At 72.5% G+C, this 15,187-nt stretch carries 1 protein-coding gene; it reads left to right on the forward strand.

The features are described 5' to 3' along the window. Positions 1-49: 49 nt before the first annotated feature. Positions 50-15,187: LEPR-XLL domain-containing protein (locus tag VP06_RS29265; RefSeq protein WP_048467334.1), on the forward strand; the 15,138-nt coding region annotated here is incomplete at its 3' end.

Consider the following 15,187-nt stretch of genomic DNA (forward strand, 5'->3'; position numbering starts at 1 on the left):
CGGTCCGTGCCGCGTTCCGAGGGTCGTTCGCAGGTCAGGAGAGTCGAGGATGGCGTTCCCGTTCACGTCGCAGGGCTTCTGGGGACCGCTCTTCCGCCGTCGCGAGCGCGCGCAGGCCGCGCCGAGGGCCGCCGCCCCCCGGCCGCGGCGCGCCTCGAAGCGCGACATCATCGCCAAGCTCAAGGCAACGTTTCACCTCGCCCTGCGGCGCGACCGGCTGATCTTCGATCCGCTCGAGCCCCGCGTCCTTCTGAGCACCGACATCACGGTCAACATCGCCACCGACGCGACGCCGGTGGCCGCCGAGCACCAGTTGCTGGTCCGGCTGATCGAGACGACCGCCGTGCAGCAGGCCGGCAGCGTCCAGGTCGAGCGCGTCCAGATCCTCGATCTCAACCAGACCGGGACGAATGGCGATCCCGGCAAGGTCCTGGCGTTCGGCGATATCGGCGAGCTGCGCTCGGTCACGATCAACGGCTCGACCGACAAGGACGTGATCACGGTCGACGCGGCCTCCTTCGCGACCTTCGCCACATACGCCTCCGGGGCGACGCTGCCGAGCTTCAGCATCCTCGGGGCCGGGGGACAGGACTCGCTCGTCCTCACCAGCGGGCCCTCGGCGTTGTGGACCCTGACCGGGGCCGACCAGGGCACGATGAGCGCCGGCCAGTTCGCCGCCAGCTTCAGCGGCGTCGAGTCCCTCAACGGTGCGAGCGGCAGCAGCGCCACCCTGGCGCTCGGCAGCGGCGCCAGCCTCAGCGGAACCTTCGGGGGCGTGCAGGACGTCTCGTTCGACCTCAGCGGAGCCCTCGGGAGCACCGATTCGGATCTCACCCTCGCGGCGAGCACCGGCGGCTTCAGTCTCGGCACGACCGGGGCGTCGTCGCCGCTCGTCGCCTTCGAGGCCCCCACCGTCAGCCTCGGCATCCTGCTCGGCGCCGGCAACGACACGTTCCACGTCGCCAGCCTGCCGCCCTCGGTCGCCGTGTCCGTCCAGGGTGGGGCGGGTGACGACACGCTCGTCGTCGATACCGGAACGACCGCCATCGCGGGCGATGTCGACCTGGCCTTCTCGGGCGGCATCGGCAAGAACGCGGCGAATTTCGGCACCGCCGGCATCAAGGCGACCGGCACCTTCGCGTTCGCGGCCGACGCGACCTCCACAACGGTGCTGGGCGATTCCGGAAGCCACGCGCTGTCGAGCAATGTCGACGCCGAGATGGCGCTGACGCTCGGCAGCACGGCCGTGATCCAGGGCACATCCGTCGACGTGGCCGTGCGCAGCCGCCTCGCCCTCAACGGCGGGGAGGGCGACACGATCCCGGCCCTGGCCTCGACCCTGTCGGTGAACGCCACCGGCTCGGCCACCGTGACGCTCGCCGGCACGGTGACGGCGACGGCTGGCGCCGCCTCGATCGCGACCCATGTCGACAACGCCGTCACGCTGACGTCCCTGGCGTCGCCGCAGCTCCGGTCCGTCACCCCGGTGCTGTCCAACACCTCGACCGTCGCTGTCGGCGCGGGCGGGGCGGTGAATGGCAGCACGGTCGCGCTGGCCGCCGACACGGCGGCGAGCGTCACCGTCACCCAGCTCGGCCTCGTCCTGCCGGGCCTCGGCACCCTGACCAGTGCCGGCAGCGGCACCGCCGCCCAGGTCTTGGCCGTCGCGAAGGGCGACGCTGCCCTGTCCGACGTGTTCACGCCGGCCGAGCAGGCCGCGACCGGCCTGATCAAGGCGACCGAGACCAGTGTCACCAACGTCACCAGCGTCAGCGTCGATCCGGCCGCGCGGATCGTTCAGGCGGCGGGCAGCCCGGCCCCGGCCGACCCGGCCGTGCGGATCGCCGCCCGCGACCGCACCGACGTCGCGACGCATCTCGTGGCGACGGACGACAGCCCGCTCCCGGTGGTGAGCGACCTCCTCAACTTCTTCGCCCTGACCGGCAACGCCACCGTCTCGCGCAACACCGCGGTGACGATCGGGACGTCCTCGGCCGGGACGCTGCCGGCGACCGGGGCGACGCCGGTCATCGACGCCGCGGGCGGCGTGTCGCTCGCCGCCGACAACCGTGGGGCGGTCACGACCCGCATCGGCGCGGCGACGCCCGGCCTCGGCAAGGACGCGCAGGGCATCGACGTCACGGTCGCCGGGGACGGCGAGACCAATGGCTCGCTCGCGGCGCCGATCAAGGCCGGCGCCGTCACCAACACGATCGACGACACGGTCACGGTCGCGGTACGCGGCGTGGCGGTGAGCGCCGGTTCGGTCGCGGCGAGCGCCACCAACGAGACCAGCGTCGCGGCGACCGCGATCCAGGCCCGCAACCTCCTGACCGGCGCCACCCGGGCGCTCGCCGAGACCGCGCGCATCACGGCGTCCGGGACGGTGTCGTTCCTGGCGATGGACGCCACCGAGGCCAGCGCGACCGCGATCCCCGTCGACACCGCGTCCGACGTCGATGCCCCCTCGACCAGCGACGCCTCTACGCTCGCGATCGGCCGCGGCTCGGCGATCAACACCGCGGAGCGCACCATCGCGGCGGCGCTCACCGGCTCGGCCGTTACCGGCCGCACGGGCGTTTCCGTCCAGGCACAGAACTCCCTGACGCTGACCGCCGAGGCGGCTGCCGCCGCCGTCGCCTCAACGGTCGGCGTCGCCGGCTCGATCGCCGCCAACATCGTGCTGGGCAGCACCACCGCGACCATCGACGGTGGCACCGTCCAGGCGGCGGCGAGCGAGTCGGCGCTCACCGCCGGCGGCACCGGCGACGTGCGCGTCAACGCCATCGACCTCTCGGCGATCGACGCGCGGACCCGCAGCACGGCCTCGGGCGGGAACCAGGGCGGCGGCACCGCGATCGGCGGCGCCTCGGCGCTCAACATCATCGGCTACCGGCTGACCGGCATCGCCACTGGGGCGCTCGCCGACAAGCTCGCCGGCACGGCGATCGACGCGATCCTCGGCACCGCCTTCTTCTCCACCATGGCGACGCAGGCGGTGAGCGCCCGCATCACCGCCGCCACCGTGCGGGCCGACCGCACGGTCCAGGCGAATGCCTCGAGCGCCGGGACGGTCAACGCCACGGTCAGCACCAGCGTGACCAGCGCTAGCCCGGAGCAGGCCGAGGAGCAGAAGGCCAAGGACGACCTGAAGCGCAGCGCCCTCAACACGGTGCTGGCGCGCCTGAGCCTGCCGCAGCGCAAGGATCCGTCGGCCGGCAGCGGCGTCAGCGCGTCGAGCCGCAGCATCGGCGGCATCATCGTGCAGAACCGGATGGCGCGGGCCGCCACCGCCGAGATCACCGGCTCCACCGTCACCAACGGCGACGCGCTCACGGTGCGCGGCGCCGATGTCGCCACCATCAACGCCAACGTCAAGCTCGTCGCCTCGAGCACCGCCGAGAGCGACGGCGGTCTCGACACCGGCAAGACCCGGCCCGCCGACTTCGAGGCCAGCGCGAGCGCCCCCGTGGCGATCGCCCTCGGTCAGCGCGTCGTCCTCGATTTCCCCACGGCGATCGCGAGTTCCCCCGATCCGGTCAAGCCCGGTACGGAAGACGCGGTCGATCCCGATGCCCCCGCCACGCCCCCCGTTCCCGCGACGCTGACCCATGTGGTGCAGCCGGGCGACGTCATTCTTCTGCAAGAAGGCTACCCGGAGGACAAGGGAGAGGCGGGCGCCTATTACCGGTACGTCGGCACCGCCGCCTCGGCGCCGATCAACCTCGCGACCAACGACTACACCGACGCCACGCTCTGGAAGAAGATCGGCCAGAAGGGCGCCGTCTTCGCCTATATGGGCCCCGACATCCCGAGCAGCGCGGCGACGAAGCTCGACCTCAAGACGCAAGCTTACGACGACCTCGATCTCTGGCGCCCGGTGCGCGAGGCCGAGACCGTGCAGAGCACGGCGACCGGCTCGGGCGCGACGGCGGCCGGCGGCATGGTGGTGCGCAACGAGATCGCGGGCGGCGCCACAGCGCGGATCGTCGAGGGCAGCACGATCACCGCCGGCAGCGTCGCCGTCGATGCCGACCGTGGCGCGACGATCACCGCCACGGCCGAGGCGACGGTGGAGGCGATCGCCACCCTGAAGGACAAGTCGGATGCCGGCGACGACAGTGCCGACACCGCCGGCACCGTCTCGGCCTTCGACCGGGCCCAGTCCTCGAACGCGACCGCGCTGGCGATCAACGCGGTGATCGCCACCAACACCGTCAACGCGGTCGCCACGGCCGGCATCGACGGCGGCAGCGTGACGACGACCGGCGAGAGCGGCGATGTCGCGGTGACCGCCGAGACCGCCGGCTCGATCGCGGCGACGGTCGCCGCGCAGGTGACCGCGACCGCCACCGGGGCGGCCGGCACGGACTCCGCCTCCAGCGGCGGCGGCGCGACCCCGCTCCCCACCCCGCCGCGCACCTTGGCCGGCGCGGCGGGCGTGCAGCTCGCCTTCAACGCGATCGGGTACCAGAGCAGCAACCTGGCGTTCGACACCCTGAATGCGGTGATCGGCACCAATCTCGGCACCGGCAGCCCGTCCCAGGCGACGGCCACCATCACCAATGCCGACATCACCGCGACCGCGACCGTCATGGCGGCGGCGCAATCGGCCGGTGCCATCACGGCGGATCTCGGCAACCAGGTCACGGCGACCGCCGAGGCGGCCAACGCCGCCGCCCTCGCGGTGTCGGGCCTGGTGGCGATGAACCGCGTCAGCGGCGCGGCCACCGCCACGATCGACGGGCTTTCCGGCGCCCGGACCGTCCAGGGCGCCGGCGTCGCGGTCTCGGCCAAGGATCAGGCCGAGATCGCCGCCACAACCTCCGTGGGGGCCAGCGCCACGGCGACGAAGGCCGGCGACGTGACCGGTGCGACCAAGGCGGCCGACCAGCTCCTCGGCGAGTACGACTTCACCACTGCCTCCGGCACGCGCACGGTCCATTTCGGCCAGAAGATCCGGCTTGGCACCGGCTGGACCCCGACCGGGGCGGGCAAGGGCGAGGCCGGCGCCGTCTACCAGTACATGGGCGGCACGCCGCTCACCAACGTGGATCTGGGCGACACCACCCGCGACTTCTCCGACTTCTCCCTGTGGAAGAAGCTCGACGAGTCAAATATTGTGCCGGGCGGCACCACCGGCTCGCAGCCGAAGGCCGGGCGCATCGACTCGCTCGGCCTCGGCCTGGTCTTCGACCGCAACGAAGTGTCCGGCAAGGCGCAGGCGCTGATCACCGGCGCCCAGGTTGTGGCGACCGATTCCGACGTCACGGTCGCGGCGGAGTCGGGGGCGACGATCACCGCGTCCGACACCAGCACGATCGAGGGCGGCAAGGGCTTCGGCGGCGTCGCCGTGACCAACACGGTGCTGAACGGCGCGAGCGCCAGCATCGCGGCGAGCACGGTCGATGGCGGCACCGGCCTGTCGACCGGCGGGCTCGTGAGCATCCAGGCCCGCAACACCGGCACGATCCAGGCCAGCGCCACCGGCTCGGTGGCCGGCGAGACGGCGTCGATCGGCTTCGTGCTGGCCTTCAACGCGGTCGGCTACCAGCAGGGCAACATCCTCTTCAACGCGATCGACACGATCGTCGGCGACCCACTGATCGCCGCGGCGACCAAGGCCGAGCAGCCCGCCGACGCCACCGCGTCGATCACCGGAACGACGCTCGCGGCCGGCGGCGACGTCGCGGTCGGTGCCGAGAACACCGCCCAGATCGGTGCCCAGGTCGGCGACGAGGTCACGCAGAGCACGGCCGCGGAATATGAGCACGCGGCGAAGACCGGCGCCCGCGGCCTCTCGGCCGCGGCGATCCTCGCCAGCAACAAGGTCAGTGGCCAAGCCCAGGCGTTCATCGGCGCCCCGACCGTCGCGGCGACGGCGCCGGCGACCAGCCAGGGCAGCGTCACCTCGGCCTTCGGCGGCGTCGCCGTCACGGCGGCGAACCAGGCGGGCGTGACCTCGTCGAGCAGCCTCGTCAGCGCCTCGGCGGTCGACGGGGTGGTAGCCGAGGTGGCGAAGATCGCCGAGGCGCGGGCCCTCGCCACCTACGACTACACCACGAAGTCGGGCACGCAGACCGTCCTGACCGGCGACCGCGTGCGCCTCGCCGCGGATTACAACGCCGGCAACGCGACCACCAAGGGGATCAACGGGCAGGTCTACGTCTATGTCGGGCGCAAGGCGGCGCTCGATCTCGGCGCGACGGATTACAGCGACACCACAACGTGGCTGGACGTGGCGGAGGGCGTGACCGTCACGGAAGCGCCGACGAAGCTCTCCGACACCGCCGGCACGACCTCGGACGCCACCTCGATCACCACCACCACCACGGACGCGGAGTCCGACACCACCACCAGGGTCACCAAGACCCGCGCCCGCTACTCGTCGCTCGACGGGTACCAGTACATGCGCGTCGGCGAGGCGGTGAAGCTCGCGGTCAACGACACCGAGTCCAAGGGCATCCGCGGCGCGATCTACGTCTATCGCGGTCCCGACAACGCCAAGGTCACGCTGAAGGGCGCCGACTATACCAGCGCCGACTGGGTGAGCGGGCTCGCCCTGTCGGCCGCGCCGGAGATCGACACGATCGCCGCGCCGCCGGCGACGAGCAGCGAGGCCACGAAGACCGATGGCGGGGTGACGCCGTCGACGGCGCCAGACGCCTTCGACATCCCGGCCAGCACCGCGCCGACCCCGCCGCCGGCCTCCAAGGCGTTCGGCGGACTGATCGTGATGAACGAGGTGACCGGCGGCGCGCTCGCCCGGGTCACCGATGCCAGCGTCGCGGCCAAGGGCGACCTTGCGGTCCTGGCCTCCGACAAGAGCGACATTGCCGCCACGGTGCTGAGCACCGTCACCGCCTCGGGCGGCCAGTCGTTCAAGTCCGCGAAGGACCCGGCCCCCGACGAGCCGGCGCGCAATTCCGGCACGCTGATCGCCGCCAACGGCATCGCGGTGACCAACGTCGTGCGCGGCGGCGCCGAGGCGTCGGTCCTGCGCAGCAGCGCCACGGCCACGGATGGCTCGCTCACGGTCCAGGCCGACAACCAGGCCGGCGTCGATGCCCGGCTGCGGGCCTCCTCGACCACGTCGGGCGGGGAGAATGGCGGCGTCTCGGCGGCGGTCACCCTCGCCTTCAACTCGGTCGGCTACCGGACCCAGAACCTCCTCTTCAATGCCCTCGACGCGCTGATCGGCTCGCCGACCCTGGCGGATGCGTTCGGCGGCGAGGTCGGCTCCGGCGCCAAGGCGACGATCGTCGCCTCGCAGGTCTCGGCCGGCGCCGACATCGCGGTGGCGGCGAACGCCGCGGCGACGATCAACGCGACGGTGAGCAACGCGGCGCTCAGCAGCACCGATTCCCTCAAGGGCTCGGGCGGCAGCGGCTTCGGCGTCGTCCTCGCCTCGAACAAGGTCAGCGGCAGCGCCACCGCGACGATCGACAACACCGCGCTCCCGGTCGATGCGGCGCAGGGCACCGACATCGCCGCGGCGGGCGGCGGGGTGCGGGTCGGCGCGGTCGATGCGAACAGCATCGCCTCGAACGTCCAGATCGTGACCAGCTCGACGGTGACCGAGAGCGATGGCGGCACGGTCACGACCCAGAGCAAGCTCAACAAGTTCCTGCCGTCGGACTTCTCGACCAACCCGAACGAGATCCAGGCCGCGACGATCCAGGGCAACCTCGTGCGCAACCGCCGGGACCTGTTCCCGGCCGAGCTGAACGCCCTCGAGGACAAGCTCGTCGAGCAGATCGGCAAGGCGAAGGACCTTGCCGGCGGCCTGTTCGACACGCTCCAGGGCCTCGAGGACAAGGCTAAGGGCTTGGTCGACAAGCTGGCCAGCCTCGATGCGACGGTGCTCGCTGCGCTCGATGGCGCCATCGGCGATGCGATCGACGATGTCGTCACCAAGATCACCGCCAAGGCCGACGCCTCGGTCGAGGACGACACCCTCAAGGCTGCTCTGGAAGTCGCCAAGATCAAGCTCCAGGGTACGCTCGACGACAAGGCGGAGGGACGCAAGGAGGCGATCAAGGGCCTGATCGACGCCACCGGTTTCGGTCTGCTGCGCGACGAGGCCCTGCGGGCCGGCACCGACGCGCAGAAGCGCCTCGGCGAGCTGCTCGGCCAGGAACTCAGCGTCGAGAGCCTGAAGAAGGAGGCGCAGGCCCAGATCGATCAGATCAAGGAGCGGATCGCCGGGCTTCTGGCGCCGCTCGGGCTCACGCTCGCGGATTTCGGCGATTTCGATGCGGTCTCGGCCGGCGACCTCACGGCGAACGAGCAGACGGTGCATTTCGGCACCCGGGTGCGGATCGGCGAGGATTACGCCAAGCCGACCTTCGACCTGCGCACCGGCGCCTCCTCCAAGGTCACCATCGAGACCGGCAACACCCTCGCCACCATGACCGGCGAGATCTGGAAATATGTCGGCGCCGACGCGCTGTCGGATGTCCGCCTCGCCGCGGTCGATCTGACCACGGAAACCGCCGGCAAGGCCGACTGGGTCAAGATCGCCGGCAGCGACTCGGACTACAAGACCGGCGACATCTTCGTCTATATGGGCGGCAGCCCGGCGACGCTCGACCTCGCGGCGACGGACTTCACCGACAAGCTGCTGTGGAAGCGCTCGCTCGACTCGTCGTTCATCCCTGACGACTTCGAGCTGCCGGATCTCGGTCTGACGCCGGAGGCGCCCGGGGCGGAGACGCCGGAGGGCGAGACCGAGGCGCCGACCGGGGACCCGTCCGCGAAGAACCCTGCGGCGGCGACGCGCCCTCAATCCGCCACGGCCTTGGCGATCGGCGGCCTCGTGGTGCTCAACAGCGTCCATGGCGACGCCACCGCCACGATCGCGAATGCCCGCGTGACCAGCGGGACGGGGGCGATCGCGGTCACGGCCAGCGAGACCGGGACGATCGACGCCACCGCCGACAGCGCCGCCACGGTGACCTCGGCGAGTTCCTACGAGCCGACGGACGGGGAGGAGGGCGCCTCGCAGACCAGGAGCCTGGCGCTCGGCGGGGTGATCGCCACCAACGCGGTCCTCGGCGCGGCGAGCGCGGCGGTGACGGGGGCGACGCTTACCGGCGGCGGCGGGGTCGCGGTGACGGCGGACGACCAGGCCGGGATCACCGCCACCAACCAGAACGCCACCTCCAGCGACGGCAATGCGGTCGCCGTCACGCTGGCGTTCAACACGATCGGCTGGCGCGAGCAGAACGTCCTGTTCCGGGCGGTCGACACGCTGACCGGCGATCCGGTGATCGCCAACGCGCAGCATCTCGACGACACCCCGGCGGGCGCCCGGGCGACGATCACCGGAAGCGCGGTGACCACCGGCCCCGACGCCGCGCTCACCCTCCAGGCGACGGACCGGGCGACGATCGCCGCCACGCTCAACAACGACGCCAGTTCCTCGAACGCCGCGCTGAAGGATGCGAGCGCCCTGGCGCTCGGCTTCGCCCTGTCGAGCAACCTCGTGAACACCAAGGCGGTCGCCACGATCGACGGTTCGCCGGCCGCGACCTCGGTCGCGGCCGGCGGCGCGGTGACGGTCAAGGCCGACAGCAAGGCCGAGATCACGGCAGAGAATTCCCTCTCCTCGATCGCCAGCCTCACCAAGAACAGCCTGTTGCAGGACTTCGCCGACAAAATTCTTGGCAACTACACTTACACGACCAGCTCGGGAACCCAGAAGGTCACGTTCGGCGACACGGTCTATAGCGAGGATGCGTCGGGCAAGGAGAAAATCTACGTCTATTACGGGCCGACCGCGACCCTCGATCTCGGAACCGCGACGTTCGACTCGGCGCATTTCTGGCGCGAGAACAATCTGCGCGAGTTCATGAAGTTCCTGCCGCCGGGCATCCTCAATCTCGGCGACAGCACGGAGGTGGGCGGCTCGGACGAGCCGGCCGCGGATGGCAGCGGTGGCAGCGGCCAGACCGGGTCGAAGCCCTACGCGGTCGCGGTCAGCGGCATCCTGGTCCAGAACAGCATCCGCAGCGACGCGACGGCGGCGCTGACGGACATCATGGTCACCCATGCCGGCGACGTCACCGTCCAGGCCGACCAGGCCAGCACGATCACCGCGACGGTGACCAGCACGGTCGAGTCGAAGCTGAAGCCCGGCGACGAGGCGGGGAAGACCTCGCTCGCCCTCGGCGGCGTGATCGCCGGCAACGCCATCCTGGGCTCGGCGAGCGCCACGATCACCGGCAGCACGCTCGGCGATACGGCCAACGCGGGCACCGTCGGCACCGTGACGGCGGCGGCGACGAACGAGGCGGCGATCACCGCCACGGTCGACAGCACCGTCGAGTCGAGCGGCACCGCGGTCGGCGTGACGCTGGCCGCCAACAAGATCGGCGTGCCGTCGCAGAACTTCCTGCTCGACCTCGTCGACGCCCTCGCGGGCACCGACCTCGCGACCACGATCCAGGGCCAGTCGCCCTTCACCGCGCGGGCGAGCATCGCCTCGACCCCGATCGATGCCACGGGAGCGGTCACGGTCTCGGCGCTCTCGCACGCGACGATCGCCAGCACGATCGAGAATTCCGTCTCCAGCATCGGCGTGGCGACGACCAGCGTCGGCGTGGTGAGCGCCCTCAACCTCGTCAAGCTCGCCACCACGGCCGACATCACGGGCGGCGGCACGGTGGCCACCGGCGGCGTCGCCGTCACGGCGACGAGCGGCTCCGCCATCGATGCGGATGTCAGCGCCCCGGTCACGGCGGTGGTCTACCGCCTGCCCAGCACGAGCGACGCGGAGACGGGCGGCTCCCAGGCCGGCGGCGGTTCGGGCGGAGGCAGCAGCACCACGACCTCGATCACGGTCGGGCTGAGCATCGCCCGCAACACGATCGTCGATGCGGCGCTGAGCGCCGCCATCGACGGCGTCGACAGCCTGACCGCCACGAACGGCAAGGTCACGGTGGCGGCGCAGAGCGCGGCGGCGATCCACGCCACGGCATCGGCGACCGCGGTGGCGGCGATCGTCAGCAAGGAATCGGGCAACAACGTCGGCTTCGCGGGCGGCGGCGCGCTCGGATTCAACACCATCCTGGGTGGCGTCGACGCCCATATCGCCAACAGCACCATCCGGGCGACCGGGACGGCCGCCGAGGATGCCGAGGGCGCCGGCGGCAGCGGTGCCGTCGACGTCTCGGCGAAGAACGCCTCGACGATCGCGGCCAAGATCGACGCCACGGCGGCGTCGGTGGTCATCGGCAAGGATTCCGCCTCCGCCTATGCGATCGGCGTGTCCCTCGCCTTCAACATGATCGGCTTCTACGGCAGCGGCCTGCCGGTCGCGAACGGCTTCGGCCCCGGCATCACCTCCTCCCTCGACGTCTCGGCCCGGATCACCAAGGCCAAAGTCAATGCCGACCGGCGCGTCTCGGTGACGTCGGGCTCCACGGCGACGATCGATGCCGCGATCGCCGCAACCGCGGTGGCGGTCGGCGCTTCGAGCGGCGGCGGCGATTCCAGCTCGGGCAACACCTCCCTGTCCGGGGCCGGGCTCTATGCCGGCAACAAGATCGTCACCACGGTGACGGCGCTGATCGACGGCACCGGGCTGGCCGATGCCGCCGTCGCCTCGGGGGCGGAGGGCGTCGCCGTCAAGGCGCGGGACGTCTCCGCCATCAGCACCAAGGCCCGCGCCATCGCGGTCGCGGCCAATGTCAGCGGCAAGTCGAGCGGCAACGGCACCTCCGTCGCCATCGGCGCCTCGATCTCGAACAACGACATTGCCAGCGACGTGACCGCGGCGATCCGCGCCGTCCCGACGGTGTCCGGCGCCGGCACGGTCTCGGCCGTGGCCGAGCGCGCGGCAACCATCACCGCCCAGACCATCGCGGCTTCGGTCACCGCCCAGGTCAGCGGGCAGGGGACGGGCTTTGCCCTGAGCGGCGGCGGCGCCGTCGCGGTCAACACCATCGCGGGCTCGACGATCGCCGAGATCACCGATTCGGCCGCGGGCTCGGCGAGCGCCGCGGTCGGCGGCGTCACGGTCTCGGCCACCGACACCTCGGCGGTCGAGGCGCTCACCGGCGCCCTCTCGGTCGCGGCCGGCATCGCCTCGAAGGATTCCGCGACCGGCGTCGCGTTCGGCGTCTCGGCCAGCGCCAACACCGTCGGCAGCGGCGCCCAGGTGCGCGCCTCGCTGCTGCGCAGCCCGGTCAAGGCGTCCGGCGCGGTCGCCGTCACGGCGACCACCAACCGCACGGTGGATGCCACGGTCGTGGCCGCCGCCATCGGCGTCGCCGCCTCCGGTTCGGGCTCCTCGACCAGCGTCAGCCTCTCGGGGGCGGGCGCCGGCAACACGGTCGGCGCCGCCACGGTGGCGGAGATCGCCGATAGCGCCAGCCTCGCGGCGAGCGGCGTGACGGTCGCGGCCAGCAACAGCTCGGCGATCACCGCCAATCTCGGCGCGCTCTCCCTCGCGGTGGCGCTCGGCCAGGAGAAGGCCGTCTCGGTGGCGATCGGCGCCACCGTCGCGGTCAACCGCATCGCCGGCGACGTGGCCGCCCGCGTGGCGAACGTCCCCAGCGTCACCGCCGGGGCGGGCGGCGTCTCGGTCTCGGCGACGAATTCCGGACGCATCAAGACCGTGGCGGCGGCGGCCAGCATGGCGGCCGGGGTGAGCACCAGCGCCACCGGCGTCGGCGTGGCCGCCGCGGGAGCGGGCGCGGCCAACCTGATCGACAGCACCACCTCGGCCCTGGTCGAGGGCGGCACCATCACCTCCGGCGGCGCGGTCGGCGTCACCGCCGACAGCACGCTCGCCATCCAGGCCGACATCGTCGGCGCGGCGGCTTCGATCGGGGCCTCGGGCGGCGGCTCGGGCGGAGCCGGGGCCCTCGGCATCGCCATCGCGTACAACCAGATCGGCTCCTGGACCGCCTACGATGCGGCGGCGAACCGGATCTCCGACACGCCGGTCCAGGGCAATCGCGCCGGCGTCACCGCCACCCTGCGCAACGCCCGGGTCGATGCGGCCGGCGCGCTGACGGTCGCCGCCACCACCACCAACACGGTCGCGGCGACGATCGTGGCGGTCGCGGTCGCGCTCTCCGGCGGCAGCCAGAACGGCGTCGGGGTCAGCGCCGGCGGCACCTACGCGCAGAACTTCATCGGCCTCGCCACGCAGGCGACGATCGACGGCGACGGAACCGGCGCCACGCCCGGACTCCGTGCCGCGAGCGCCGCGGTGACGGCGGCCGACACCTCCACCATCACCACCACGGCCCTGTCGGCGAGCCTGGCCGTCGGCGCGGCCGGCGATTCCGGCGTCGCGATCGCGATCGGCGTGAGCATCGCGCTCAACCGCATCGCCAACGACGTCGAGGCGACGATCGCCCGGGTCGATGAGGGCCTCAAGACCACCGGTGGCGGGGTCGCGCTCACCGCGAAGTCGGCGGGCACGATCGAGGCCGTGGCAGCCTCGGCGGCCCTCAGCATCGGCGGCGGCGGCTCCAACGGCGTGGCGGTCTCGGGCGCGGGCGCCTTCGCGTCGAACGTCATCACCACCAGCACCCGGGCGACCGGCCGCGAGAGCCAGATCGACAGCGCCGGCGACGTCGCCGTCGCGGCCGAGGCCTCCGCCGCCATCACCGCCCGCATCGTCGCGGCCTCGCTCGCCGCCGGCGTCGGCGGCAGCAACGGCGTCGGGGTCGGCATCGGCGTGGCCGCGGCCGAGAACCGCATCGGCACCTGGACCAGCACCGGCAGCGGCCAGACCCGGCGCGACACCCTGGCGACGGGAGGCGGCACCGTCGTCGAAGCCTCGCTCACCCGCGTGAAGACGACGGCCGCCGGAACCCTCAGCCTCGGCGCACAGTCGAAGAACACCATCGACGCCCTGGTCGCCGCGGCCTCCGTGGCGATCGGCGGCGGCGGCGACACCGGCGTCGGCGTCGCGGCCGGCGGCACCGTCGTGGTCAACGCCATCGCGATCGCGGCCCGGGCCTTCATCGAAGGCGCCGGCCTCCAGACCAGCACCATCCCGAGCAACGCCGTGACGGCGGGAGCGGTGCAGATCAGCGCGGCCGATACCTCGGCCATCGCGGCGACCGCCGGCACCGCCTCGATCAGCGCCGGCCTCGGCGGCTCGTCGGGCGTCGCCGTCTCGGTGGGCTTCGCGCTCGCCCTCAACACCATCGGCAACACCGTCGAGGCGGCCATCGCCGATGTGACGGACGGCCTCTCGGCGACGGGAGCGGTCGCCGTGGCGGCGCGCAGCGCGGCCGCCATCTCCAGCAGCACGACCGCGGCGGCGGTGAGCGTCGGCGGCGGCGGCTCGGCCGGCGTGTCGGTCTCCGCCGGCGGCGCCTTCGCGTTCAACACCCTTCTCACCGCGACGACGGCGCATGTCGATGCGAGCCGGATCACCGGCAGCGGCAGCCTCGCGGTCACCGCCGACTCCACCTCCGGCATCGCCGCGACCGTGCTCGCCCCGGTCTTCGCGGGCGGGGGCGGCGGCTCGGCCGGCGTCGGCGTCGGGGTCGGCATCTCCGCGGCGTCCAACCAGATCGGCGACTGGTCGACGAGCGGCAGCGACCGTGACCGCACCGACACGCTCGCCGCCGGTGGCGAATCCAGCGTGCTCGCCAAGATCGGCGGCAGCAGCGTCGCGTCCACCGGCGCGCTCGCGGTGACGGCGACCTCGAACCAGGCGATCAAGGCCCAGGTCGTGGCGGCCTCGGCTGCGATCGGCGGCGGCGGCTCGGCCGGCGTCGGGGTGGCGGCGGCCGGCGTCGGCGTCACCAACGCCATCGGTGTCGTCACCCGCGCGGTGATCGACGGCGACGGGGCGACCGGGATCTCGGCCGGCAGCGTGGCGCTCGACGCCTCGGACCGGTCGAGCATCCAGGCGCTCGCCGGATCGGCCTCCCTGGCCGGCTCCGGCGGCGGCGCCGCGGGCGTGTCGGTGGCGGTCGGCTTCACGCTCGCCCTCAACACCGTGTCGGGCACGGTCGAGGCGGCGATCCGCAACGCCGATACCGGCGTCACGGCCCGGACCGGCGATGTGAGCGTCACGGCGAGCCGGGCTGGCAGCATTGAGGCGGCGGCGGCGGCGGCGGCCCTGACGGTGGCGGGTGGCGGTGCGGCCGGCGTCGGGGTGTCGGGCGGCGGCGCGGGTGCGTCGAACGTGATCCTCGGCTCGGTCGACGCG

Source organism: Methylobacterium aquaticum (genome assembly GCF_001043915.1).
Taxonomy (GTDB): Bacteria; Pseudomonadota; Alphaproteobacteria; order Rhizobiales; family Beijerinckiaceae; genus Methylobacterium; species Methylobacterium aquaticum.